This window comes from Variovorax sp. Soil_C_39 (genome assembly GCF_057656815.1).
This window is the reverse complement of the sequence record NZ_JBDGJQ010000004.1, coordinates 559,129-582,113: the sequence shown is the minus strand read 5'-3', so window position 1 is coordinate 582,113 and position 22,985 is coordinate 559,129. Positions and strand designations below refer to the sequence as shown.

General features: G+C 70.3%; 23 protein-coding genes. 18 read left to right on the top strand and 5 right to left on the bottom strand.

Annotated elements, in window-relative coordinates:
* The first annotated feature begins 10 nt into the window (after positions 1-10).
* Both AC3A6J_RS14155 and AC3A6J_RS14150 read left to right on the top strand, forming a co-directional pair.
* Positions 11-1,222 carry an MFS transporter gene (locus AC3A6J_RS14155; RefSeq protein WP_487860583.1) on the top strand — a complete coding sequence of 404 codons (1,212 nt, stop codon included), beginning with the start codon at positions 11-13 and terminating at the stop codon, positions 1,220-1,222.
* A 7-nt stretch (positions 1,223-1,229) separates the two neighbouring features.
* The gene (locus tag AC3A6J_RS14150; RefSeq protein ID WP_487860582.1) at positions 1,230-2,285 is read left to right on the top strand and encodes an ArsO family NAD(P)H-dependent flavin-containing monooxygenase; all 1,056 of its coding nucleotides are present in this window, start codon (positions 1,230-1,232) and stop codon (positions 2,283-2,285) included.
* A 116-nt stretch (positions 2,286-2,401) separates the two neighbouring features.
* Here AC3A6J_RS14150 and AC3A6J_RS14145 read toward each other — a convergent pair whose 3' ends face one another.
* The 3 genes from AC3A6J_RS14145 to AC3A6J_RS14135 form a co-directional block, all read right to left on the bottom strand.
* Complete coding sequence (locus AC3A6J_RS14145; RefSeq protein WP_487860581.1) at positions 2,402-2,701, bottom strand: hypothetical protein; 300 nt, start codon at positions 2,699-2,701, stop codon at positions 2,402-2,404.
* A 195-nt stretch (positions 2,702-2,896) separates the two neighbouring features.
* Complete coding sequence (locus AC3A6J_RS14140) at positions 2,897-3,223, bottom strand: CcdB family protein (protein WP_487860580.1); 327 nt, start codon at positions 3,221-3,223, stop codon at positions 2,897-2,899.
* A 4-nt stretch (positions 3,224-3,227) separates the two neighbouring features.
* Positions 3,228-3,491 carry a type II toxin-antitoxin system Phd/YefM family antitoxin gene (locus tag AC3A6J_RS14135; RefSeq protein WP_487860579.1) on the bottom strand — a complete coding sequence of 88 codons (264 nt, stop codon included), beginning with the start codon at positions 3,489-3,491 and terminating at the stop codon, positions 3,228-3,230.
* A 113-nt stretch (positions 3,492-3,604) separates the two neighbouring features.
* Here AC3A6J_RS14135 and AC3A6J_RS14130 point away from each other — a divergent pair, with 113 nt between their 5' ends.
* The 11 genes from AC3A6J_RS14130 to AC3A6J_RS14080 all read left to right on the top strand — a co-directional run bounded on the left by AC3A6J_RS14130 (position 3,605) and on the right by AC3A6J_RS14080 (position 14,914).
* On the top strand, positions 3,605-4,318 hold the full coding sequence (locus AC3A6J_RS14130) for a TetR/AcrR family transcriptional regulator (RefSeq protein ID WP_487860578.1): 714 nt from the start codon (positions 3,605-3,607) through the stop codon (positions 4,316-4,318).
* Positions 4,319-4,447: 129 nt separating this feature from the next.
* A complete protein-coding gene (locus AC3A6J_RS14125) occupies positions 4,448-5,428 on the top strand; it encodes a Bug family tripartite tricarboxylate transporter substrate binding protein (protein ID WP_487860577.1) in 981 nt (326 codons plus the stop codon).
* Positions 5,425-5,793: a Zn-ribbon domain-containing OB-fold protein gene (locus AC3A6J_RS14120; RefSeq protein WP_487860576.1), complete on the top strand. Its 369-nt coding sequence runs from the start codon at positions 5,425-5,427 to the stop codon at positions 5,791-5,793. Before AC3A6J_RS14125 ends, AC3A6J_RS14120 begins: the two co-directional genes overlap by 4 nt.
* Positions 5,790-6,947 carry a thiolase family protein gene (locus AC3A6J_RS14115; RefSeq protein WP_487860575.1) on the top strand — a complete coding sequence of 386 codons (1,158 nt, stop codon included), beginning with the start codon at positions 5,790-5,792 and terminating at the stop codon, positions 6,945-6,947. The genes AC3A6J_RS14120 and AC3A6J_RS14115 overlap by 4 nt, the downstream gene beginning before the upstream one ends.
* 28 nt (positions 6,948-6,975) lie before the next feature.
* Positions 6,976-7,767: an enoyl-CoA hydratase/isomerase family protein gene (locus tag AC3A6J_RS14110; protein ID WP_487860574.1), complete on the top strand. Its 792-nt coding sequence runs from the start codon at positions 6,976-6,978 to the stop codon at positions 7,765-7,767.
* Between the two features lie 55 nt (positions 7,768-7,822).
* Positions 7,823-8,635 (top strand): SDR family NAD(P)-dependent oxidoreductase, encoded by an 813-nt coding sequence (locus tag AC3A6J_RS14105; protein WP_487860573.1) that lies wholly within the window; start codon positions 7,823-7,825, stop codon positions 8,633-8,635.
* An 8-nt stretch (positions 8,636-8,643) separates the two neighbouring features.
* Positions 8,644-9,663, top strand: coding sequence for an NAD(P)H-dependent flavin oxidoreductase (locus AC3A6J_RS14100; RefSeq protein ID WP_487860572.1), 1,020 nt, complete (start codon positions 8,644-8,646; stop codon positions 9,661-9,663).
* Positions 9,660-11,192, top strand: a complete 1,533-nt coding sequence (locus tag AC3A6J_RS14095; RefSeq protein ID WP_487860571.1) for an AMP-binding protein — start codon at positions 9,660-9,662, stop codon at positions 11,190-11,192. The genes AC3A6J_RS14100 and AC3A6J_RS14095 overlap by 4 nt, the downstream gene beginning before the upstream one ends.
* Position 11,193: 1 nt before the next feature.
* Positions 11,194-12,396, top strand: a complete 1,203-nt coding sequence (locus AC3A6J_RS14090; protein ID WP_487860570.1) for an iron-containing alcohol dehydrogenase family protein — start codon at positions 11,194-11,196, stop codon at positions 12,394-12,396.
* Positions 12,397-12,433: 37 nt separating this feature from the next.
* A complete protein-coding gene (locus AC3A6J_RS14085) occupies positions 12,434-13,912 on the top strand; it encodes an aldehyde dehydrogenase family protein (protein WP_487860569.1) in 1,479 nt (492 codons plus the stop codon).
* A 33-nt stretch (positions 13,913-13,945) separates the two neighbouring features.
* Entirely contained in the window at positions 13,946-14,914 is a 969-nt protein-coding gene (locus AC3A6J_RS14080; RefSeq protein ID WP_487860568.1) for a Bug family tripartite tricarboxylate transporter substrate binding protein, read from the top strand.
* Here the strand turns inward: AC3A6J_RS14080 and AC3A6J_RS14075 are convergent.
* A complete protein-coding gene (locus AC3A6J_RS14075) occupies positions 14,889-15,848 on the bottom strand; it encodes a LysR substrate-binding domain-containing protein (RefSeq protein ID WP_487860567.1) in 960 nt (319 codons plus the stop codon). The genes AC3A6J_RS14080 and AC3A6J_RS14075 overlap by 26 nt on opposite strands.
* 102 nt (positions 15,849-15,950) lie before the next feature.
* Here AC3A6J_RS14075 and AC3A6J_RS14070 point away from each other — a divergent pair, with 102 nt between their 5' ends.
* Complete coding sequence (locus tag AC3A6J_RS14070) at positions 15,951-16,925, top strand: tripartite tricarboxylate transporter substrate binding protein (protein ID WP_487860566.1); 975 nt, start codon at positions 15,951-15,953, stop codon at positions 16,923-16,925.
* 11 nt (positions 16,926-16,936) lie between these two features.
* Complete coding sequence (locus AC3A6J_RS14065; protein WP_487860565.1) at positions 16,937-17,857, top strand: alpha/beta hydrolase; 921 nt, start codon at positions 16,937-16,939, stop codon at positions 17,855-17,857.
* Here the strand turns inward: AC3A6J_RS14065 and AC3A6J_RS14060 are convergent.
* Complete coding sequence (locus AC3A6J_RS14060; protein ID WP_487860564.1) at positions 17,805-18,473, bottom strand: Crp/Fnr family transcriptional regulator; 669 nt, start codon at positions 18,471-18,473, stop codon at positions 17,805-17,807. The genes AC3A6J_RS14065 and AC3A6J_RS14060 overlap by 53 nt on opposite strands.
* Positions 18,474-18,747: 274 nt before the next feature.
* Here AC3A6J_RS14060 and AC3A6J_RS14055 point away from each other — a divergent pair, with 274 nt between their 5' ends.
* Genes AC3A6J_RS14055 through AC3A6J_RS14045 form a run of 3 tightly spaced genes read left to right on the top strand, consistent with a single transcriptional unit; the run spans position 18,748 to position 22,960 of the window.
* Positions 18,748-19,809, top strand: coding sequence for a porin (locus tag AC3A6J_RS14055; RefSeq protein WP_487860563.1), 1,062 nt, complete (start codon positions 18,748-18,750; stop codon positions 19,807-19,809).
* Positions 19,810-19,817: 8 nt separating this feature from the next.
* The gene (locus tag AC3A6J_RS14050; RefSeq protein WP_487860562.1) at positions 19,818-21,956 is read left to right on the top strand and encodes an acetate--CoA ligase family protein; all 2,139 of its coding nucleotides are present in this window, start codon (positions 19,818-19,820) and stop codon (positions 21,954-21,956) included.
* Complete coding sequence (locus tag AC3A6J_RS14045; RefSeq protein WP_487860561.1) at positions 21,953-22,960, top strand: Bug family tripartite tricarboxylate transporter substrate binding protein; 1,008 nt, start codon at positions 21,953-21,955, stop codon at positions 22,958-22,960. Before AC3A6J_RS14050 ends, AC3A6J_RS14045 begins: the two co-directional genes overlap by 4 nt.
* Positions 22,961-22,985 lie beyond the last annotated feature (25 nt).

The following is a 22,985-nucleotide window of genomic DNA, read 5'->3' as shown; positions in this document are numbered from 1 at the left end:
GCAAGCCACGGTGCAGAGCAGGACCACGACGACGGTGATGCTGGGGGTGGCGCAGACCCTGGCATGGGCGTCGTCGTACTACCTGCCTGCGGTCCTGGCCGGCGCCATCGGCAGGGATGTGGGCATGTCGACCTCCACGGTCTTCGGCGCATTCTCCGTGGCGCTCCTTGTTGCCGCCGCGATCGGGCCGTACGCGGGCCGGCTTATCGATCGCCTCGGTGGGCGACCGGTTCTCATGGCCAGCAACCTGGTGTTCGCGGGCGGTCTCGCTCTTCTGAGCCAGGCCACACATTCCAATCTCGTCTTTGCGGCCTGGGCCTTGATGGGCCTCGCAATGGGCAGCGGCCTTTACGAAGCAGCCTTCGCCACCGTGGTGCGCCTGCATGGCCAGAACGCGCGCAGAGCAATCACCGGCATCACTTTGTTCGCGGGCTTTGCAAGCACCGTGGGGTGGCCACTGTCGGCCTATCTGGAAAGCACGGTGGGATGGCGCGGCGCCTGTCTTGCATGGGCCGCGTTGCACCTGGTCCTCGGCCTGCCGCTCAATGCCCTTCTGCCTCGCGCGTCCCGCGCCGATTCGGCATCGAAGGAGAACGCGACCTCCGAGAAGGACACCGGACCGGGCCTCACGCCCGCGCAGCAGCGCCGTGCCGCAGTCCTGATGGCCTATGTGTTTGCAGTGGCCTGGTTCATCAGCACGGCCATGGCGGCGCACCTGCCCGCGCTGCTTCTGGCCAGCGGTGCCACGCTCGCCGCGGCGGTGGGAATCGCCGCGCTGGTCGGGCCGGCGCAGGTGGCGGGACGGCTGATCGAGTTCACTTTCTTGAAGCGCGCGCACCCCTTGCTGTCGGCCAGGCTGGCCACGCTGGCACATCCACTGGGCGCGCTCTGTCTGGGCCTGTTCGGCACCTCGGCCGCCGCGGCCTTCGCGGTGCTCCACGGCTTGGGCAACGGCATTCTGACCATCGCCATCGGGACGCTTCCGCTCTTGATCTTCGGCGCCAAGGGCTATGGCCAGCGGCAAGGCTTCTTGATGGTGCCGGCGCGCCTCGTGCAGGCGGGCGCGCCGTTCCTGTTCGGCATGGCCGTGGAGCGGTGGGGTGACGGTGCGCTGTGGTTTTCAGCCGCACTCGGCCTGTCCGCCTGCCTTGCGCTGGCGCTCATGACCACCAGCATCAGGGCGACTCCGCAGGCCGTGAAGGCGCGGAAATCGGCGGCCTGACAGTCGAATGACTTACGACGCGATCATCATCGGCGGTGGCCAGGCCGCGCTCTCGGTGGCGTACTTCCTGCGCCGCACGCAGCGCACGTTTCTGATTCTGGACGCCGAAGAGTTCGGCGGCGGCGCCTGGCAGCATGGGTGGGATTCATTGCGTCTGTTTTCACCGGCAGCGTGGAGTTCGATCGCGGGTTGGCCAATGCCGAGCGCAGGCTCAAGCTATCCCGCTCGCGACCATGTGGTGAGCTACCTGCGGGACTACGAAAAGCGCTACGCACTCCCGATCGAGCGAGCGGTATTCGTGTCCTCGGTCACGCCCGATACACAGGGCTTCCAACTGCAGGCCGGCGACAGGAATTGGACAGCGCGAACGGTCGTCAGCGCAACGGGCACCTGGCGCAAGCCATTCATGCCCGTCTATCCGGGCATGCAGGATTTCGCCGGCCGCCAGCTCCACTCGGCGCACTACCGAAGTCCGGAGGAATTCCGAGGTCAGCGCGTCATGATCGTGGGCGGCGGAAACTCCGGTGCACAGATCCTGTCCGAAGTGTCGCTCTCGGCGAACGAAACCGTGTGGGTCACGGAAGACGAGCCCAGGTTTCTGCCAGATGACGTGGACGGCCGTGTGCTGTTCGAGCGTGCGACCGCACGATGGCGTGCGCTGCAGGAAGGGCGAAGCATCGACGAGCTTCCGGGCGGATTCGGAGACATCGTCATGGTGCCGCCGGTCATGGACGCCCGTGCTCGAGGGGTGCTGTCGTCCGTCAGACCTTTCCGCCGGATGACGCCCGACGGCGCGCTCTGGGACGACGGCACCGCTCGCCGATTCGACGCGGTGATCTGGTGCACAGGATTTCGCGCGGCCCTGGACCATCTCATATCGCTCGACGCCGTCGAGGACGGAAAAGTCCCGGTCGCAGCAGGAACTCGCTCGCGCGACGTGCCCGGACTATGGCTGGTGGGATATGGAGAATGGACTGGGCCGGCTTCGGCAACGCTCATCGGGGTAATGCGTACCGCAAGAAGTACCGCTAGCGAGATTGATGCATTTCTGGATCATCCGTGAGGGCTGGACGAGTGTTCGAGCAGCGCGCTCTCACACTGTTTGCCGAGCTGCTCGGCCGACGTAGCGCGGCCTTTTCCGGAGGACGATCTTGGTTCGTGGTCAGCGCTGTGACGCGCTCATCGCTCACGAACCAGTTTGGAGTATCGCCAGCCTCCCCAGATCACTCCAACGGTTACGCCGATCCCGACGCTCAGGCCGACCGACCACCCCAACCCGAAGGCCAGGAGCAGCATCAACCCGACACAGACCAGCCCAATGAAAATCGACGTGACGAAGTCGAAGCGCACGACCTCGAACGTGTCTTTCCCAACACTGCGCGGACTGCGACCGTGCTTGCTGCGCTGGCGCCTGAACACTAAGACATCCGTCACGAGTTCGAAGAAGCCGGTGCACAGATCGGCCAAGATGCTCCACATCGGGTGGCTCCATTCGGGTAACGACCGGGTTGTCGCTGTTGTCGAAACTTCGTGCGACCAGGGCGGATGTCGCATGACGTTGGAATGCTGCCGTCTTCGGCACGGGTGCTTTCGCAACCAGTTTTCTCGAACGCGGGGTTGACCGAGTTGGTCAACGTCCGGTGTTGGCCCGAGTTGAGCCCGCGCATTGTTCCCCTATCCCCAGGCCCTGGTCATCAACTCGTCCATCGCATCAATGATCTGTTGCCCATATTCCGCAAGAGAATCAAATGCGGCACCAAGTTGATCGGTAGCCACGGATACCACCTGCAGAGGGTTGAGAACGACTTCGACACCCCCAATCCGGAAGATGGGATTCATCCGGGACCCAGAAACTGATGCGCCGGGAGCGTGCTGGCGCAAGACCAAAGGAGCAACCACTCTGCGACGATAGGCATCGAAGCGCGCAGACTGGATGACCACCACAAAGGGAATGCTCTCTTTCTGGCTCCCTTTGTTGCGATGAACGTCGAATTGCGCCACTGGTTCAGAGCGTTGAGTGCTCGTCCGCGAACGCGCCGAACCTGGTGTCGAAATCATTCCAGGCCTGTGCGCTTGTCGTGGCCCAGTCGCGCGCAGATTTGCCTTGACCACTCCGTGCACGCGCCTCTTGGAACTCTTTCATGTCTTGAGGCGAGATCATGTAGGCAGCGGGCCGCCCGTGACGCGTGATGATGACGGGCTCGCGCTGCGCTGTGTCGAGGAGCTGCCCGAATTTGTTTTGCGCCTCGACGGACGTAATGGTGATCATGTTCGATCCTTCAAAGTAGCTAGCTTGGACATTTTAGCGCGCAGGGTGCTGATGCCCAGGCAAATACGTGAAACTTACTTGCAATCGTGATTGCAAGTATTTAACATCGCGGCATGACACAAGCCCGTCCCGAGACGCCGTCGCTGTCCTCGCCGCCCGACGAGGCCTCCTCCCGGTCCGCCAACGACAGCGCCACCCATGCCCCGCGCCGCACGCGGCGCACGCAGGCCGAGCGCGTGGCCGAATCGGACCGCCGCCTGTTCGAGGCGGCCACGCACCTGATCGCCAAGCACGGCTACACCCAGACCACGCTCGAGGCCATTGGCGTAGAGGCCGGCTACAGCCGCGGCCTGGTGCAGCACCGCTTCGGCAACAAGGACCGCCTGCTCGACGAGCTGATCAAGAAGATCGCCGCCGACCACCGCGAGCGCCTGCTGGCACGGCTGCGCGGCCTCTCGGGCGTGGACGCGCTGTTCTGCGAAATCGACTGCTACCTCGAAAGCATGGACACGGCGCGCGACAGCTCGCGCGCCTTCTTCATGCTGATGCAAGAGTCGCTCGGGCCGGCGCCGCACATCCGGCCCACCTTCGCGGCGATCAGCGCGCGCTGGCACCGCGCGCTCGCGCGGCAGGTCGAGAACGGCCAGCGCGCCGGCCAGATCCGCGACGACATCGATCCCGAACGCGAAGCGCAGCTGCTCATCGCCACCGCGCGCGGCCTGCGCACGCAGGCGATGCTCAATCCGCAGACCAGCGACATCGCCTCGGCGATCCAGGCCTTCAAGGACGGCCTGCGCGCGCGCTGGCTGAAGCCCGCCACCGGCTAGGCCCGCCGCACCCTTTTCTTCGACGCGCCCAGAACCTTTTCGCCCGGCCCGCGCCCGGCGAACGGGACAGGCTCGTCCCATCGTTTCCCTCTTCTTCTTCTTTCTTTTCTTCACGGAGACATCACCACCATGCGAACCTCGTGGCTTCGCCCGCTCCTGCTCACGCTGCCGTTGGGCCTCGCGGCCTTCGGCGCCAGTGCCCAGGCGAACGACTTTCCCGCCAAGCCGATCCACCTCGTCGTGGGCTTCGCGCCCGGCGGCGCCTCCGACATCGTCGCGCGGCTGCTGCAGCCCGAGCTGCAGAAGCGGCTGGGGCAGCCGATCGTCATCGACAAGCGCCCCGGCGCCAACGGCAACATCGCCAACGAGGTGGTCGCCCGCGCCGAACCCGACGGCTACACGCTGCTCTTGGGCAATCCGGGGCCGCTGGTGTTCAACCCCTTTCTCTACAAGCAGGTGCCGGTCGATCCGGCCAAGGCGTTCGCGCCCGTGTCGCAACTGACCGAAAGCCCGATGGTGATCGTGGTGCCCGCCAGGTCGCCGCTCAAGTCGGTGGCCGACCTCGTCGCCCAGGCCAAGGCCAAGCCCGGGGGCCTTGCGTACGGCTCGGCCGGCAACGGCAGTTCGATGCACTTGGCTGGCGCGACGCTGCAAATGCGCACCGGCGCCGCGCTCGTGCACGTGCCCTACAAGGGCAGCGGCCCGGCCATCACCGACCTGCTCGGCGGCCAGCTCGACTTCATGCCCGACAGCCGCTCGACGACGATGCCGTTCATCCGCGATGGCCGCCTGCGCGCGCTGGCGGTCACGGGCGAGCGCCGTGTGGCGGACCTGCCCGACGTGCCCACCGTGGCCGAAGCCGGCGTGCCGGACTTCAAGGTCACCACCTGGCTCGGCGTGGTGGCGCCGGCCGGCACACCGCCGCCCGTCATCAAGCGATTGCACGAGGCCTTCAGCGAAACGCTGAAACAGCCGGCCATCAAGACCCGCCTCGACGAGCTCGGCACCAATGCCATGGGCAGCACGCCCGAAGCCTTCGGCCGCGCGATGGAACAGGAGCGCAAGGAAGCGCGCCAGCTCGTGCAGCAGACCGGGATGAAGATCGAATGAGCGCCGCCGTCCTCGAACTCGCGCGCTGTACCGCGTGCGGCGGCACCAGCTTTCCGGCGCAGGTGCCGGGCTGCCGCCACTGCGGCGCGGCACCGGCGCAATTGCGCGCCGAGGCCTGCGGCGAACCCGCGCGCCTGCTCAACTTCGTCACGGTGCATGCGCCGCTGGCGCCCGGGCTCCAGGTGCCCGCGGTGATCGGTGAAGTGGCGCTCGCGCCGGATCTCGTCGAGGAAGCCCTCCTCGACGTGGCGGACGAAAGCGTCCTCACGCTCGGCATGGCGCTCAGCGCATGCTGGCAGACCGGCGCCGAAGGCGCGTCCGGCCACTGGGTGTTCCGTCCGCTCGATGCCGAGGTGAACGCATGACGACGAACCCGACTCCCCTGCTGCGCGAACGCGCCGTGTATGTCGTCGGCATCGGGCTGCACCCCTACGCCTTTCCCTCCGAGACGCCATACGTGCAGCTCGGCCTGCATGCCGTGCGCGAGGCGCTGGCCGACGCCGGGCTCGCGTGGCCGCAGGTCCGCTCGGCGGTGGTCGGCACCGCCGCGCTCGGCATGGCCGCCGGCCGCGTGATGCTGCGCCACCTCGGCTCCACCGGGCTCGAGGTGATGCAGGTGGAAAACGCCTCGGCCTCCGGCTCGACGGCCTTTCGCATCGCCTGCCTGCAGGTGGCCAGCGGCGAGCACGACGTGGTGCTGGCCATGGGCGTCGACAAGTTCGGCGACGGCCGCCGCGCCGTGCTGAAGGACGGGCTGGCGCCGCTCAGCCCCACGTCGAATGTGCCGCTGGTGAAGTTCGCGCTGCTGGCGCGGCGCTTCATGCGCGAACGCGGCCTGACGCGCGAAGACATGGCCCGCGTCGCGGTCAAGAACCACGGCAATGCCGCGCGCAATCCGTACGCACAGTTCCGCAAGCCGCGCACCCTCGAACAGGTGCTGGCCTCGGCGCCGGTGGCGGGCGACCTCACCGCGATGCAGTGCTGTCCGCGCGGCGAAGGCGCCGCGGCGGTGATCGTGGTCTCCGAAGCCGCGCTCCAGCGCCTCGGCCTGCCGCGCGAGCGCGCCGTGCGCGTGCTGGCCTCCACGGCCACGAGCGAGATGCTGCCGGCCGACGACGCGCCCGCGCTCGTCGACCTGGTGCGCACGTCGTCGGCGGCCGCGCTGGCGCAGGCCGGCATCGGCGCCAACGAGCTGGACATCGTCGAACTGCACGACGCCTTCACGATCGAGGAGCTGCTCTACACCGAGGCCGTGGGCGTCTGCGAAACCGGCGAAGGCGCGGCCTACGTCGCGCGCGGCGACGCCGACATCGGCGGGCGCTGCGCCATCAATCCCTCGGGCGGGCTGATCGGCATGGGCCATCCGCTCGGCCCCACCGGCATCGGCCAGGTGGCCGAGATCGCGCGGCAGCTGCGCGGCGAAGCCGAAGGCCGCCAGCACCCCCATGCCCGCCTCGCGCTGGCCCACATGATCGGCCTCGGCTCTGTGGCCGTGGCCCACGTACTCGCACGCGCCTGATGCAGGCGAAGAAGAAGACACCACTGCCATGAACTACGACACCCTGCTCTACGAGGTCACCGACGCGGTGGCCGTGATCCGGCTCAACCGCCCCGAGCGCATGAACGCGATCGGCGGCGCCATGAAGGCCGAGCTGCGCGACGCGCTGCTCGAACGCGCGCGCCATGACGACGCGGTGCGCTGCGTGGTCATCACGGGCGCGGGCGATCGCGCCTTCTGCGCCGGCGCCGACATCAAGGAGCGCGCCGGCAGCACGACGCCGCAGGCGCACTACCACCTGCAGCAGAAGGCCACGCACGAGCTGTTCCGCGCCATCGAGCAGTTCGAGAAGCCGGTCATCGCCGCCATCAACGGCGTGGCGATGGGCGGCGGACTGGAGATCGCACTGTGCTGCGACGTGCGCATCGCGGCGCGCGGCGCGAAGCTGGCGCTGCCCGAAGCGCGCATCGGCGCCCTGCCCGCCGCCGGCGGCACGCAGCGCCTGCCGCGCCTGGTGGGCCCCGGCATCGCCAAGGAGCTGATGCTCACGGGCGACCACATCGACGCCGAGCGCGCGCTCGCGATCGGCCTGGTGAACCAGGTCGTGGCGCCCGAGGCGCTCATGGCCACCGCCATGGCGATGGCCGCGCGCATCGCCGCCAATGCGCCGCTCGCGGTGCGCCACATCAAGCACGCGGTCGACACGGGCCTGCAGGTGGGCATCGACGCCGGCCTCGAATACGAGCGCTATGCGGCCGCGCTGGTGGTCGCCAGCGACGACCGCCGCGAGGGCATGCAGGCCTTCGTCGAGAAGCGCAAGCCGGTCTTCCGCGGCCAGTGAGCGCCGCGGTTTCCTTCACACCCCACAACGACATCGCAACAAGGAAAGCAACGACATGGATCTGAACCTCAAGGGCCGCGTGGCCTTCGTGACCGGCGGCGGCCAGGGCGTGGGCCGCCGCATCTGCCTGGACCTGGCCGCCGAAGGCGTTGCCGTGGCCGTGAACGACATCTTCGAAGAGCGCGCGCAAGCCGTGGTGCGTGAGATCGCGGCGGCCGGTGGGCGCGCCTTCGCGGCCGTGGCCGACATCACCGCGCAGCATGAAGTGGAGGCCGCCGTCACCGCGACGCAGGAGGCGCTGGGCCCGGTCGACATCCTCGTGAACAACGCCGGCGTGCTGGTCGAGCGGCGCGAGAAGGGCGGCGCCGCGCCGCTCTTCCTCGAGACCGAGGCCGAGGGCTGGCAGCGCATCGTCGACCTCAACGTGTTCGCGATGATGTACTGCTGCAAGGCCGTGCTGCCCGGCATGAAAGAAAGGCGCCACGGCAAGATCGTCAACATCATGTCGGAGGCCGGGCGCGCGGGCGAGGCGCGGCTGGCCGTGTATTCGGGCGCCAAGGCCGCCATGCTCGGCTTTGCCAAGGCGATCGCGCGCGAGCACGGCGCCGACTGCATCAACGTCAACGTGATCGCGCTCGGTGCGGTGTCGCACGAGGGTATCCGCGAAGGCGCGCTGAGCCCCGAATCCACGCCCGAGAACAACGAGCGTCTGGCCAAGATGCTCAACGCCTACCCGATCTCGCGCGGCCTGCGCCGCCTGGCCCGCCCCGAGGACATCTCGGGCATGGTCTGCCTGCTGGCTTCCGACCGCGCCGCCTACATCACGGGGCAGAGCATCGGCATCAGCGGCGGCTTCGTGATGCAGTGACCGGCACGATGTTCCGCACCCGTCTCACGGAACTCCTCGGCATGCGGCTGCCCGTGCTGGGCGGCGGCTTGATGTGGCTGTCCGACGCGCGCTACGTGGCCGCGCTGGCACGCGCCGGCGCGCTGGGCTTTCTCACGCCGCGCTCCTTCGACGGGCCGGAAGAGTTCCGTGCCGCGGTGCGCGCCTGCCGCGAAGCCAGCGCGGGGCAGCCCTTCGGCGTCAACATCACGCAGTCGAGGCGCGCCGAAGAGAACCGGCTCGTGCCCGCGTGGATCGACATCGGCCTGGAAGAAGGCGCGCGCTGCTTCGAGACCGTCGGTCCCTCGCCCTCTCACCTGTTCGCGCGCATCCACGCCGGCGGGGCGCGTGTGGTGCACAAGTGCGCCTTCATCGCGCATGCGCTCAAGGCGCAGGACGACGGCGCCGATGCGGTGGCCCTGGTCGGCTGCGAAGCCGGCGGCCATCCGGGCACCAACGAGCTGCCGACCTTCGTGCTCGGCGCGCTCGCGCTGGAGCGCCTGCACGTTCCGCTGGCCCTGGGCGGCGGCATCGGCAGCGGGCGGCAGATCGCCGCGGCGCTGGCCCTGGGCGCCGATGCGGTCGTGATGGGCACGCGCCTGCTGGTGTGCGAGGAGATCTGGGCCCACGACGACTACAAGCGCCACCTCGCGGCCCAGCCGGCAGAGGCGTCGACGCTGGCGCTGCGCAGCACGGGCCACCCCTGGCGCGTGCTCGACAACCAGACCGTGCAGCGCACCCGTGCACTCGAGGCCGAGGGCGTCTGCCGCTATCCCGACTTCGGCGCGCTCGCCACCGGCCGCCTCGGCCGCGACAACGCCTACGCGGGCGGCGACTGGAACACCGGTCTGCTCTCGATGGGCCCGGCGATCGGTTTTGCTGACCGCATCGAGCCCGTGCAGGCGGTGCTGCAGCGCCTCATGGACGACGCCGCCACCGGCGCCGCGCACCTGCGCGCGCTGACTCCCTCCTCCACCCTTTCGCCTTCGAACTTGCACTCGCACCCATGAACCCGAACCTCACGCTCCACTGCAGCAGCCGCAGCCTGCAGGGCACCACGCTGCAGGCGCAGGCCGCACGCGCCGCCAGCGGCTTCCAGTCGCTGGGCCTCAAGCCCGGCGACACCGTCGCGGTGATGCTGCGCAACGACCTGCCCTACCTCGAACTGATGCTGGCACTGGGCCGCCTCGGCGTGCACCTGGTGGCGGTGAACTGGCACTTCCAGGCCGACGAGGCCGCCTACGTGTTCCAGGACAGCGCCGCGCGCGCGCTGGTGATCCACGCCGACCTGTGGCCGCGCCTGGCCGACGCGGTGCCCGCCGGGCTGCCGGTGCTGATCGTGCCCACGCCGCAGGACGTGCGCGAGGCCTACGCGCTCGAACCCACGCCCATGCCCGCCGGCGCGCAGGACTGGGCCACCTGGCGCGATGCCTTTGCGCCCTGCACCAGCGAGCCGGTGCCCTCCGTGGGCAGCATGCTCTACACCTCGGGCACCACCGGCCGCCCCAAGGCGGTGATGCGCCTGCCCGGCACGCCGCAACAGCATGCGGGCTCCAAGCGCGTGCGCGCACTCGCGAGCCGGGCCCGCGAAGGCATGCGCACCGCGGTGGTCGGGCCGCTCTACCATGCCGGCCCCAACGCCGCGGCACGCGTGGCGCTGGACCTGGCCGAGCGCATCGTCGTGCTGCCGCGCTTCGACGCCGAGCAGCTGCTCAGCGCCATCGCCGAGCACCGCATCACGCACCTGTCGCTGGTGCCGGTGATGCTGGTGCGGCTGCTCAAGCTGCCGGCCGAGGTGCGCGCGCGCTACGACGTCTCGTCGCTGGAGAACGTTACGCATGGCGGCTCGCCCTGCGCGCCCGAGGTGCGGCGCGCCATGATCGACTGGTGGGGGCCGATCGTGAACGAGACCTACGGCTCCACCGAGACCGGCCTCGTCACCTGGGTGAGCGCCACCGAATGGCTCGCCCGCCCGGGCACCGCCGGGCGCGCGTTCGACGGCATGTCGCTGCGCATCCTCGACGCCGAGGGCCGCGTGCTGCCGCCCGGCGAGGTCGGCGAGATCTACGTCGACCCGGGCGACAACGCCTTGCCCTTCACCTACCGCAACAACGACGCCGCGCGGCGCGCCATCGAGCGCGACGGCCATGTGACCAACGGCGACATCGGCTACCTGGATGCCGAGGGCTACCTCTACGTCACCGACCGCAAGCGCGACATGGTGATCTCGGGCGGCGTGAACATCTACCCGGCCGAGATCGAGCATGTGCTGGTGACGAATCCACTGGTCGCCGACTGTGCGGTGTTCGGCATTCCCGATGCGGAATACGGCGAAGCCGTGGCGGCCGCGGTGGTGCGCGCACCGGGCAGCCGCATCACCGAGGCCGAGGTGCGCGACTGGGTGCGCCAGCGCCTGGCCGGCTACAAGGTGCCGCGCCATGTGGAGTTCCACGACGCGCTGCCGCGCGAAGGCATGGGCAAGGTGTTCAAGAACCAGTTGCGGGCGCCGCATTGGGAACGCGCGGGCCGCCGCATCTGACATGGCAATCACGGCACTCCCCGCCTTCTTCGGCACCGAGCCCGACCGCTTCGACTTCGCATGGCCGGGCCATGCGGTGTTCGGCGACGGCTGCGCGCAGCAGCAGCTGCCGGCCTGGGCCGTGGGCCGGGGCGTGCGGCGGCTGCTGGTGCTCAGCGATGCCGGACTCGTGAAGGCCGACATCGTGGCGCCGCTGGTCGATGCGCTGCGCGCTGCCGGATGCGCACCCGTGCTGTTCGACGGTGTGGCCGCGAACCCCACGCTCGACAACGTGCGCCAGGCCCGCGCCTGCTGGGAGGCGCAGCGTTGCGACGGCCTCGTGGCCATTGGCGGCGGCAGTGTGATCGACGTGGGCAAGGTGCTGGTCGCCGGACTCTGCGCCGACGCGCCCATCGAGGAGGTGCTGCGCGAAGGCGACCGCGTGCTGACGCGCGATGCGCCGCCCTTCGCCGCCGTGCCGACCACGGCGGGCACGGGCAGCGAGAGCACCACCGCCGCGCTCGTGAAGGACGACCAGGGCCGCAAGCACGTGCTGCGCAGCCGGCGCAGCCGTCCGCAATGGCTGGCGCTCGATCCCGGCCTCACGCTGAGCCTGCCGCTTTCGGTGACCGCCAGCACCGGCTTCGACACCGTGATGCACGCGCTCGGCGCGGCCACCAACCGCGCGACCAACCCGGTCGGCGAGGCGCTGGCCTTGCAGGCACTGGCATTGTCAATGCGGGCGCTGCCCGCCGTGCTGGCCGAGCCTGCCTCGCTGAAGGCGCGCAGCGACATGCTGCTGGCCAGCTACCTCGCCGGCGTTGCGATGAGCCTGCGCGGCGTCGACGGCATCCACGGCCTGTGCACGCCGCTCGAAGCGCTGGTCGACGTTCCCCATGCGCACGTGCTGGCCGTGACCTGCGTGCCGCTGATGGCCTTCACGCTGCCCGCGGCCACGCCGCGCTATGCGCAGGCCGCGCGGGCCTGCGGGCTCGGCAGCCCCGGCGATGGCGACGACGCACTGGCCCGCGCGCTCGTGGACGCGATCGACGGCCTGCGCCGACGGTCCGGCCTGCCGTGCACGCTGACCGAACTCGGCCTTCGCGCCGACGCGCTCGGCCCGGCCATCGATACGGCCATGGCCAACGCCTCGCTGCGGCTCAACGCGCGGCAACCCACGCGCGAAGACATCGCCGCGCTCTATCGCGCCATGCAGCCGGCCTGAGGCCGCGCTGTTTTCATTGCCCCTTGCGTATTCCCACATGCAGACACCCTCACCCTCCTCCATTCTCCGGACCGGCGTCTATCCGCTGCTGATCGACGGCGAAGAACGCCCCGGCGCCGCAGGGCGCCATTTCGAAGTCGGCAACCCATCGACGGGGCGCCCGCTCGCGCAGGTCGCCGAGGCCGATGCCGGCGACGTCGATGCGGCCGTGCGCGCCGCCCAGCACGCCTTCGACACGCACTGGCGCCAGACCTCGGCGCGCCAGCGCAGCCGGCTGCTGCGCAAGTTGGCCGACGCGCTCGAGAAGCGCAGCGAACAGATGGCATGGCTCGAAGCGTGGAACGTGGGTCGCCCCATCACTCTCACGCGCGGCTCGCTGCAGACCATGCTCGACGGCATCGAGTACATCGCGGGCGTCTCGCAAGGCATCGGCGGGCAGACGCTCAACGTGGCCGACACCCACATCGTCAACTTCACGCTGCGCGAGCCCTTCGGCGTGGTGGGGCTGATCCTGCCGTGGAACTACCCGCTGACCCTCACGCTGAGCAAGCTGATGCCGGTGCTGGCCGCGGGGAACACCGCGGTCATCAAGGCGTCGGAGATCACGCCGCTGTCGTCGGTCGAGCTCGGCGCCGCGATCCTCGAGGCCGGCTTTCCGCCCGGCGTGGTCAACATCGTGCACGGCCCTGGCGCGACGGTCGGCCAGGCGCTGGTGGACCACCCGCTGGTGCAGAAGATCTCGTTCACCGGCGGCACCGAAACCGGCAAGGCCATCTACCGCAGCGCCGCCGAGCGCATCAAGCGCGTGACGCTCGAGCTCGGCGGCAAGTCGCCGCTGATCGTCTTCGACGACGCCGACCTCGACGCGGCCGCCGCCGTGGCGCTGCAGGACGTGAGCCGCAACACCGGCCAGATCTGCGTGGCCTGCACGCGCCTGCTGGTGCACGAGCGCGTGGCCGATGCCTTCACCGAGAAGCTGCGCGAGGCCTACGCTCGCATCCGCATCGGCCTGCCCGACGACCCGCAGACCCAGATGGGCCCGCTGGTCAGCCGCGCGCAGCAGCAGCGCGTGCAGCACTACATCGACATCGGCCGCGACGAACAAGCGCAGCCCGAGACGATGCAGGACCTGTCGCACCGCGCCGACCTGCAGGCCGGCTTCTTTGCCGCGCCCACGCTGTTCCTGCAGGGGCGCAGCGAGATGCGCGTCGCGCAGGAAGAGATCTTCGGCCCGGTGCAGGTGCTGATCCGGTTTCGCGATGAAGACGACGCCGTGCGCATCGCCAACGACAGCCGCTTCGGACTGGCGGGCGTGGTCTACACGCGCGACACCGGCCGCGCCATGCGCCTGTGCAAGGCGCTGCAGATCGGCAACCTCGCGATCAACGACCCGATCAAGGCCACGGCCGATGCACCGTTCGGCGGCTTCAAGGAATCGGGCCTGGGCAAGGAGCGCGGACTCGACGCGATCCTGGAGAACACGCAGTTGAAGAACGTGCGCTTCTCGATGCGCTGAGGCCTTTCATTTTTTTCAAAGGAGACAAGAGACATGAAGAAGATTCGCATTGCAAAACTGCTGCTCGCGCTCGCCGCGAGCGCGCTGGCACCGGCCTGGGCCGCGACATTCCCGGAGCGGCCCGTGAAGATGCTCGTGGGCTTCGCGGCCGGCGGCATCACCGACATCACGGCGCGCCAGATCGCCGAGAACATGAGCCGCACCCTCGGCCAGGCCGTGGTGGTCGAGAACCGCGCCGGCGCCGGCGGCAACATCGCCACCTCCGAGCTCGCGCGCGCGCAGCCCGACGGCTACACCCTCATGCTGGCCTCGCCGGGGCAACTCGTGGTAAACCCGCTCACGCAGAAGTCGCCGGGCTTCGATCCCAAGACCCAGTTCACGCTCGTGAGCCTGGCCAACGAGAGCCCCTTCGTGCTGGTCGTGCCCGCGAACTCCAAGTTCAAGAGCGTGGCCGAGATGGTGGCCTGGGGCAAGAGCAATGAAGGCGGCCTCAGCTTCGCCTCGCCCGGGCTCGGCACCACGATGCACATCGCGGGCGAGATGCTGCAGGTCATGGCCGGCGTGAAGGCCGTGCACATACCGTACCGCGGCGGTGCGCAGTCGACCAACGACCTGGTGGCCGGCCGCATCGACTTCATGATCGACAGCGTGGGCGCGGTCGCGACGCAGCTGCAGGCCGGCCAGCTCAAGGTACTGGCCGTGGCGAGCGGCCGCAAGCTCTCGCAGTTCCCCGATGTACCGCTCCTGTCGAGCATCTACCCGGGCCTCGAGGTGTCGTCCTGGCTCGGCGTGGTCGGCCCGCCCGGCATGCCAGCGGACGTGCAGCGCACCCTGGTGCGGGCCGTCGAGCAGGCGGTGCGCGAGCCCGCCTACGTGCAGATGCTCGAGAAGCGCGGCAGCGTGGTCGCAGCTTCCGGCCCGGAGGCGTTCGCGACCCACCTGGCCAAGGAGCGCGCGCGCGTCGAGCGCACGGTCGTCAAGGCAGGCCTGCGGCTGGATTGAGATCGAGGGCCGCCGCGCTGCGCAGCGCGAGCAGCACGCGCGTCAACGCCGGGCTGGGCTCCTGCCGGTCCCACACCATGCCGACCGGGCCCACGTCGGACGCGAGCGACAGCGGCAGGATCGACAGCAGGCCCAGCCGCTCGAAGTGGCGCGCCGCGACGCCCGACGTCACGCCCAGGCAGCGGCTCTCGCGCATCAGCGCCTGGTTGAGCGTGGACGAGGTCGATTCGATCCAGGCCGGCGGCGGCGCCAGCCCCTGCGCGATGAAGGTCGCATCGACCGCCCGGCGCAGCGGCGAGCCGCGCGGCGGCAGGATCCAGGCACACGCCGCGGCATCGGCCCATGTCACGCGGGCGGACCTTCTGAGCGGGTGCCTGCGGCCCGCGACGATGCAGTGCGGATCGTCGAACAGCGCCTCGTGGTGCACCTGCGCACCGAAGGCCCGCTCGTCGAAACGGCCGACGATCAGGTCCAGCTCCCGCCGCGCGAAGCGCGCCCAGAGGCCCTCGGCGATGTCTTCGACCACCTCGAGCCGCACCGGCTCGGGCTCGCGCGCGAGCTCGCGCACGGCACGCGGCAACAGCTCGGCGCTGCTGACCAGCATGGTGCCCACACGCACCGCGCCGAGCGTTCCGGCGGCCACGGCCGCGAGTTCGTCGGCCAGCTGGCGCGAGTCGGCCACCATGCGCCGCGCATGCCGCAGCGCCACCGGCAGGTAGGGGCTGGGCTGGATCTGCCGCCCCCGCACGAAGAGCGGAACGCCCAGTGCAGACTCGATCTCGGCCAGCCATTGCGAGACCGCGGGTTGGCTCACCTCGAGCGCCGCGGCCGTCGCAGTGAGGCTGCCATGCCGCTCGACGGCCAGCAGCACCTCGAGATGCCGCAGGCGCAGGCGGCGCAGGTTCAGCGCAAGCTGCTGTCCATCTTCTTGCATAAGTAATGGCAATGGACCCAGATGGATTTCCGGGTGGATCATTATGGGCACCTGAACCATCATCCGCTCCATCACCCCTCGATCACCACAGGAGTTGCAGCGATGAACCACACCACCGCCCGGCGCGCGTTGCTCGGACTGGGGCTTGCGCTGGCACTGGGCGCCAGCCACGCGCAGACCGCCTATCCCGCGCGTCCCATCAAGCTGGTGGTGCCGTTTCCCGCCGGCGGCGGCACCGACATCGTGGCCCGCAGGATGGCCGAGCAACTTCGCGTGGAGCTCGGCCAGCCGGTGATCGTCGAGAACAAGGCCGGCGCAAGCGGCAACATCGGCGCCGAGAGCGTCGCGCGCTCGGCGCCCGACGGCTACACGCTGCTGCTCACCGCCGCGCCCTTCGCCATCGCGCCGGCCGTGTTCAAGAACCTGGCCTTCGACCCCGTTTCGAGCTTCACGCCGATCGCCCAGGTCGCGAGCGTGCCGCTCCTGGTCGTGACGCGTGCCGAGTCGCCGCTCAGGACCATCGCCGACCTGGTCGCCGCCGCGAAGAAGGACGCCAACGCGATCAGCTACGCGACCTTCGGCAACGGCGCGCCGCCGCACCTGGTCGGCGAGCGCATGAAGTCGCTCGGCGGCTTCGGCATGACGCACGTGCCCTACAAGGGCGGCCAGGCCGCGCTGCCCGACATCCTTTCGGGCCAGATCGGCGTCGCCATCATGGACGTGGTCTCGATGACGCCGCTGATCAAGGCCGGCCGCCTGCGGCCGCTGGCCATCACCGGGCCGCGGCGTTCGCCGGCGCTGCCCGAGGTGCCCACGCTCGCCGAAGCCGGCATCCCCTTCGACGCGGTGGGCTGGTACGCGGTGTTCGGCCCCGCCGGCATGGACCCGGCGCTCGCGACGCGGCTCAACACCGCGCTGCACAAGGTGATGGCGCGGCCCGACATGCGCACGCTGCTCCTCGATGGCGGCTCGATGCCGGTCGATGCGCAGACGCCCGCCCAATGGGCGGCCGCCTTCGGCCAGGACGTGCAGCTCTGGGGCCGCATCGCGCGCGAATCCGGCGCCTCGGTCGATTGAAGGAACACGCCGTGACGACGCCGCCCCTCGTTGCCGCCGTGCCCGTGCAGGAGGTCGAGATCGTGCGCGACGTGATCTACGGCCGCGCCCTGGTGCAGCGCGGCCGGCCCGGCGGGCCGGTCGAACGCGCGCTCGCGCTCGACCTCTACCGGCCCGTCGGTGCGCCACCCGCAGGCCGCGGTCGCCCCGCCTTGATCCTCGCGTTCGGCGGCGCTTTCCATCGGGGCTCCAAGGAAGACGACGCCTTCGAGGCTGAGGGCCGCAACACGGCGGTCGCCGAGTACTGCCTGCGCTTCGCGCGGCGCGGTTTTGTGGCGTGCGCGATCGACTACCGCCTGGTGCCCGAAGACCCCGAACCGGCCGATACGCCGGTGGTCGGCTCGCCCGGCCGCATCCCGACATCGCGCGTGTCGCTGGTGCGGCAGCTGATGCAGTTGCCGCCCGCCACGTCCGACATGCTGTGGCGCGGCATCGAGGCCGCCAGCGACGACATGGCCGCCGCGACCCGGTTCGTGCGCGCACAGGCGGACGCTTGGCAGATCGACCCGGCGCGCATCGCCATCGGCGGCTTCTCCGCGGGCGCGCGCACCGCGCTCAATGTCGCGTTCGGCGAGCAGGTGCCGGTGGCGGCCGTGCTGGCGCTCTCGGGCTACATCGACGACGAGGACCTCGCGCGCCATCTCGCCGGCTGCAACGGCAGCGGCCCGGCCGTGCTGGTGGTGAGCGCCGAGCACGACCTCGACTACGTGGCCGCCGCGGCCCCGGGCATGGTCGCGCGCCTGAGAAGCGCGGGCCTGCATTGCGAGCATGTGGAAGTGCCCGGCGCGGGCCATTTCTATCCGGCCGAGGCGCCGGCGCGCAGCGATCGTCGCGGGCCCGTCACGGTCGAGGAAGCGATGGCGGGCTTCCTGCGCTGCCAGCTTCTTCCTTAGCCTCGGCACCCGCCGCGATGCGCGCGAGCTGCGCCGGGTCTGCAATGCGGATGCGCTTGTAGCGCATGTCGATCACCCCCTCGTCGACCAGCCGCCCGAGCTCCTTGTTGATCGTCTGGCGCGACAGGCCGAGCATTGCGGCCAGGTCGTGCTGCGACAGCCGCACCGGCAGGTTCGCGGCGTCCTCCGGCTGCCCGCCGTAGAAGTAGATCAGGCTCGTCAGCGTGGCGGCCACGCGCCCGCGGATCGTGTTCAGCATCTGGTTCTGCAGCAGCACGATGCTCTGCCGCTGGCGCTGCAGCGCCAGCCTGGCCACGCCGCGCCACAGCGCGGGCTCGGCATCGAGCACCGCCAGCACGGCGTCGCTCGGCAGGTGGACGATCACCGAGTCTTCGTGCGCGTGGTAGTCGTAGGGCAGCGGCACCTCCTCGAGCAGCCGCACCAGCGGCGCCACCTGGCCGGGCCCGAGCAGCGCGTTGACGTACTTGCGCCCCTGCGGGCTCATGCTGCTGATCTCGAGGCAGCCCGACACCACGGCCAGCAGCTCGCGCTTGTGCCGGTCATGCGCCAGCACCTGCGTGCGGCGGCGGTAGCGCACCAGCCGCGCGGACTTCATCAGCTCGGCCCGGCGCGCGTCGGGCCAGTGCGAGAACAGCTCGTTCCAGCGCAGCGCGCGGTCGAGCAGTGCGGCGCTCTCTTCGGCGTCCTTGGGTGTGGAAACGGGGGATCGGGCCAGCGGGTTCTCCCTGCCTTGATGTTCAGGAATCTGTCAAAGCGTTGACAGATTTGGGGGGCCTTCGTTTCTATCGTAAGCCCCGGAACTCGACAAGCACACAAGCGGCACCGCCCTGCACCCGCAGGCGGCACGCCACACCCGGAGACAACACCCCATGAAGAAGACAGCTGCCGCAGGCCTCGCGCTGACGGCCTCCACGCTCGCGCTCGCGCAGAGCACCGTGACCGTCTACGGCACCCTCGACCTCTACGTGGCGCACGCCAGGTCGGGCGCTACATCGTCGACGCGGCTCGATGACGGCGGCCAGACAGCCTCACGCATCGGTTTTCGCGGCACCGAAGACCTGGGCGGCGGCATGCGCGCGCATTTCACGCTCGAAAGCGGCTTTGCGCCCGACACCGGCAACGGCACCCTGCCCGGCCCGGCGATGTCGTTCAGCCGCCAGTCCTTCGTGGGGATCTCGGCGCCGTGGGGGCAGATCGACGCTGGCCGCATGTACACGCCGATGTTCTACGCGCTGTTCAAGGCCGATCCCTACGGCCTCAATTCGGTGTTCTCGCCCATCAACCTGGTGGCCGCGACCGACGCGCAGACGGGCATCACGCCCTTTGCGGCCCGCGCCAGCAACATGATTCGCTACCGCACGCCGGCGAGCATGGCGTTCTTCGCGGACATCGCCTACGCGCCCGGCGAATCGAGCGCACCGAGCCACCAGAGCGGCAACGTCTACGGCGGCAACATCGGCTGGGCACGCAAGCCCTACTACATCGCCTACGCCTTCCAGCGTGCACGCTCGGGCTCGGCCGCGGCGCCGGTGGCCTCGCCCGCCACCACCACCTACCAGGCGCTGACCGGCTCGTACGAGTGGTCGTCGCTCGGCCTGCAGCTCTACGCGAGCTACGTGCGCAACGCATCGAGCCTGCCCGGCGTGCCGACCGCGAAGCTCTTGAACCTGGGCGCCACCTACAACGTGACGCCAACCTCGAACCTGATCTTCGGCGCCACCGAGCGCAAGGTGGCCGGCAGCGACCGCTCGCAGCTGGCCTGGACGCTGGGCTACGACCACTACCTGAGCAAGCGCACCGTGCTCTATGCGCGCTGGCTGCGCCTCTCGAACCGGCACGGCGCCTCGGCCTCGCTCGCCACCGTGCCGGTGGCGGCCCACAGCGGCAACGACGTGCGCGTTCTCGCCACCGGCATCCGCCACAACTTCTGACCTTCGACATGCCCATCGACTTCTTCTCTTCGCAAGCCGAATCCCTGTCGGCGCTCTTCGCGCCGCGTGCCATCGCGGTGGTCGGCGCCTCGTCCAACCCGCAGAAGATCGGCGGCATTCCGGTCGACTACCTGCGCCGCTTCGGCTTCGACGGTGCGCTCTACCCGGTCAACCCGAACGCCGACCGCATCCAGGACCTGCCCGCATTTCCGAGCCTGCGCGCCATCGGCCAGCCCGTGGACCTGGCGATCCTCGCGGTGCCGTCGGCGCTGGTCGAGGGCGCGCTCGACGACGCCATCGCTTCGGGCGTGAAAGGCGTGGTGCTGTTCTCGTCGGGCTTCGCCGAGATCGGCGCCGAGGGCGCGGCCGCGCAGGCGCGGCTCGGCGCCAAGGCGCGTGCCGCGGGCGTGCGGCTGATCGGCCCCAATTGCCTGGGCTTCATGAACATCGCGCGCCACGTGTATGCGACCTTCTCGCCGGCCCCCGGCGTGGGCCGCGTGGCGCCGGGGCGCATCGGCCTGGTGAGCCAGTCGGGCGCGTTCGGCGCCTATGCGTACGCGATGGCGCGCGCGCGCGGCGTCGGCCTGTCGCTGTGGGCCACCACCGGCAACGAGGCCGACGTGCAGGTCGCCGACTGCCTGGCCTGGCTCGCGCAGGACCCCGGCACCGACGTGGTCATGGCCTACATGGAAGGCTGCCGCGACGGCCCGCGCCTGCGCGCGGCGCTGGCCCTGGCGCAGGCCAACGGCAAGACCGTGGTGATGGTCAAGGTCGGCCGCACCGCGCTCGGCGCCGAGGCCGCGGCCTCGCACACCGCCGCGCTGGCGGGCGACGACGCGGTGTACGACGCGGTGTTCCGCCAGTACGGCGTGCTGCGCGCGCGCAACCTCACGGAGTTCTTCGACCTCGCGCACAGCGCGGCCGTGGCGGGCCGCCCGCGCGACCGCTCGATCGGCCTGTTCACGCTGTCGGGCGGCGTCGGCGCGTTGATGGCCGACGAGGCCTCGGCGCAGGGGCTGGACGTGCGGCCGCTGAGCGAGCCCGCGCAGGACACGCTGCGCAGCTGGGTGCCTTTCGCGGCGCCACGCAACCCGGTCGACATCACGGGGCAGGTCACCAACGACCTGACGCTGATCGAGCGCACGGCGCGCGTGATGCTCGACGACCGCGGCTTCGCGTCGTGGATGGGCTTTCTCGCGGCCGCGGGCGCATCGGATGCGTTCTGGCCGGTGCTGCGTGCGCTGGTGACGTCGCTGCGCGCGGCCTACCCCGACACGCTGCTGGCAGTGAGCACATTGCTGTCGCCCGAGCGCCGCGCCGAGCTCGAGGCGATGCGCTGCCTGGTGTTTGCCGACCCGTCGGACGGCATCCGCACGATCGCCGCGCTCGCGGGGCTGAAGCCCGCGGCGCCCGCTGCAGCAGCCGACGCACCGATCGCCGCGCCATTGGCGCTCGCCCCCGGCACGATGTCCGAGCCCGATGCGCTCGCCCTGCTCGCCGAGGCGGGCGTGCCGGTGGTTGCACACCGCGTGGTGCACAGCGCCGACGAGGCCGCGGCGGCCGCGGAAGCACTCGGCGATGCCGTCGTCGTGAAGATCGTCAGCGCCGACATCCCGCACAAGTCCGACGTCGGTGGCGTGGCGCTCGGCGTGCGCGGCGCGGCACAGGCGCGCGCGGCCTTCGAGCGCACGCGCGACCACGCGCTCACCGCCCGGCCCGATGCGCGGCTCGGCGGCGCGCTGGTGGCGCGCATGCTGCATGGCGGCGTCGAGTGCATCGCGGGCGTGCACCGCGACCCGGTGTTCGGGCCGGTGCTGATGTTCGGCCTGGGCGGCATCCACGTCGAGACGCTCGGCGACGTGTCGCTGCGCGCGCTGCCGGTCACGCGCGACGACGCGCTGGCAATGGTGCGCGAGCTGCGCGCCTTCGCGATCCTCGACGGCGCGCGCGGCCGCCCGCCGATCGACCTCGCGTCGATCGCCGACGCGTTGTGCGCGCTCGCGGCCTTTGCCGAGCGCGCGGGCGACACGCTCGCGAGCGCCGAGATCAACCCGCTCATCGCCCGGCCGCAAGCCGACGGCGGCTGCGTCGCGGTCGATGCGCTGGTCGTCGGTTGCGCCCTGCACACCACCGGAGAAACCGCATGAGGAAGACCACATCGACCGCCGCGCTGCGGCGCGCACTCGGCAGCGCCGCAGCGCTGGCCTTCGCCGCCGGCGGCGCGGCGGCCGCGGGGGCGGATGACGGCTTGCCCTCCAAGACCGTGCGCATCGTCGTGCAGTACCAGGCGGGCGGCTCGACCGACATCCTCGCGCGGCTGCTGGCCGAGGGCCTCTCGAAACGGCTGGGCCAGCCGGTGGTCGTCGAGAACCGCACCGGCGCGGGCGGGATCATCGGCACCGACCATGTCGCCAAAAGCGTGCCCGACGGCCACACGCTGCTGCTGACGGTGCCGGGGCCCGTCACCGCGAACCTGGTGCTCTACAGCAAGCTGCCGTACGACCCGCGCACCGACCTGCGCATGGTCTCGGACATCGCCACCATGCGCACCGTGCTGGCCGTGCACCCTTCGGTTCAGGCCACCGACTTCAAGAGCCTCGTCGCCACCGTGAAGGCCGCGCCGGGCAAGTACGCAATGGGCTCGTGGGGCCCCGGCACGCAGCCGCACCAGGTGCAGGTCCACATGGACAGGGCCTATGGCCTGCAGACGCTGCACGTGCCCTACAAGGGCGAGAGCCCGATGGCGGTCGATTTGATCGGCGGCGTGATCCAGATGACCATCGGCTCGGTCACCACGCTGCAGCCGTACATCCAGGCCGGCAAGCTGCGCCCGCTGGCCGTCGCCGGCCTGCGCCGCGCCCGCGCGCTGCCCGATGTGCCGACCTTCGCCGAGCAGGGCTACGCCGACGAGGTCTACACGATGACCGGCCCGACCTCGCTGATGGCGCCCGCCAGGACGCCCGATGCGGTCATCGAGCGCCTGGGCCGGGAAGTCAGCGCGGTGGTGCGGCAGCCCGAGGTGAGCCGGCGCATCGAGGAACTCGGCGCCGAGCCCGTGGGCAACCTCCCGGCCGAGGCCGCCGCGGCCTACAAGGCCTTCCTGCCGGTGACGCTGAAGCTCACGCAGGCCACCGGCGTGAAGCTCGATTGAGCAGCGATCGCCCCCGCATCCCTCC

Excerpts from the sequence above, each read along its gene's own strand:
- AC3A6J_RS14125 (WP_487860577.1), top strand. The coding sequence starts at position 4,448 with ATGCGAACCTCGTGGCTTCGCCCGCTCCTGCTCACGCTGCCGTTGGGC.
- AC3A6J_RS14050 (WP_487860562.1), top strand. The coding sequence starts at position 19,818 with ATGCCCATCGACTTCTTCTCTTCGCAAGCCGAATCCCTGTCGGCGCTC.
- AC3A6J_RS14075 (WP_487860567.1), bottom strand. The coding sequence starts at position 15,848 with ATGCAAGAAGATGGACAGCAGCTTGCGCTGAACCTGCGCCGCCTGCGC.
- AC3A6J_RS14070 (WP_487860566.1), top strand. The coding sequence starts at position 15,951 with ATGAACCACACCACCGCCCGGCGCGCGTTGCTCGGACTGGGGCTTGCG.
- AC3A6J_RS14090 (WP_487860570.1), top strand. The coding sequence starts at position 11,194 with ATGGCAATCACGGCACTCCCCGCCTTCTTCGGCACCGAGCCCGACCGC.
- AC3A6J_RS14080 (WP_487860568.1), top strand. The coding sequence starts at position 13,946 with ATGAAGAAGATTCGCATTGCAAAACTGCTGCTCGCGCTCGCCGCGAGC.
- AC3A6J_RS14105 (WP_487860573.1), top strand. The coding sequence starts at position 7,823 with ATGGATCTGAACCTCAAGGGCCGCGTGGCCTTCGTGACCGGCGGCGGC.
- AC3A6J_RS14120 (WP_487860576.1), top strand. The coding sequence starts at position 5,425 with ATGAGCGCCGCCGTCCTCGAACTCGCGCGCTGTACCGCGTGCGGCGGC.
- AC3A6J_RS14095 (WP_487860571.1), top strand. The coding sequence starts at position 9,660 with ATGAACCCGAACCTCACGCTCCACTGCAGCAGCCGCAGCCTGCAGGGC.
- AC3A6J_RS14130 (WP_487860578.1), top strand. The coding sequence starts at position 3,605 with ATGACACAAGCCCGTCCCGAGACGCCGTCGCTGTCCTCGCCGCCCGAC.
- AC3A6J_RS14045 (WP_487860561.1), top strand. The coding sequence starts at position 21,953 with ATGAGGAAGACCACATCGACCGCCGCGCTGCGGCGCGCACTCGGCAGC.
- AC3A6J_RS14135 (WP_487860579.1), bottom strand. The coding sequence starts at position 3,491 with ATGATCACCATTACGTCCGTCGAGGCGCAAAACAAATTCGGGCAGCTC.
- AC3A6J_RS14150 (WP_487860582.1), top strand. The coding sequence starts at position 1,230 with ATGACTTACGACGCGATCATCATCGGCGGTGGCCAGGCCGCGCTCTCG.
- AC3A6J_RS14100 (WP_487860572.1), top strand. The coding sequence starts at position 8,644 with ATGTTCCGCACCCGTCTCACGGAACTCCTCGGCATGCGGCTGCCCGTG.
- AC3A6J_RS14085 (WP_487860569.1), top strand. The coding sequence starts at position 12,434 with ATGCAGACACCCTCACCCTCCTCCATTCTCCGGACCGGCGTCTATCCG.
- AC3A6J_RS14060 (WP_487860564.1), bottom strand. The coding sequence starts at position 18,473 with ATGAAGTCCGCGCGGCTGGTGCGCTACCGCCGCCGCACGCAGGTGCTG.
- AC3A6J_RS14115 (WP_487860575.1), top strand. The coding sequence starts at position 5,790 with ATGACGACGAACCCGACTCCCCTGCTGCGCGAACGCGCCGTGTATGTC.
- AC3A6J_RS14145 (WP_487860581.1), bottom strand. The coding sequence starts at position 2,701 with ATGTGGAGCATCTTGGCCGATCTGTGCACCGGCTTCTTCGAACTCGTG.
- AC3A6J_RS14055 (WP_487860563.1), top strand. The coding sequence starts at position 18,748 with ATGAAGAAGACAGCTGCCGCAGGCCTCGCGCTGACGGCCTCCACGCTC.
- AC3A6J_RS14110 (WP_487860574.1), top strand. The coding sequence starts at position 6,976 with ATGAACTACGACACCCTGCTCTACGAGGTCACCGACGCGGTGGCCGTG.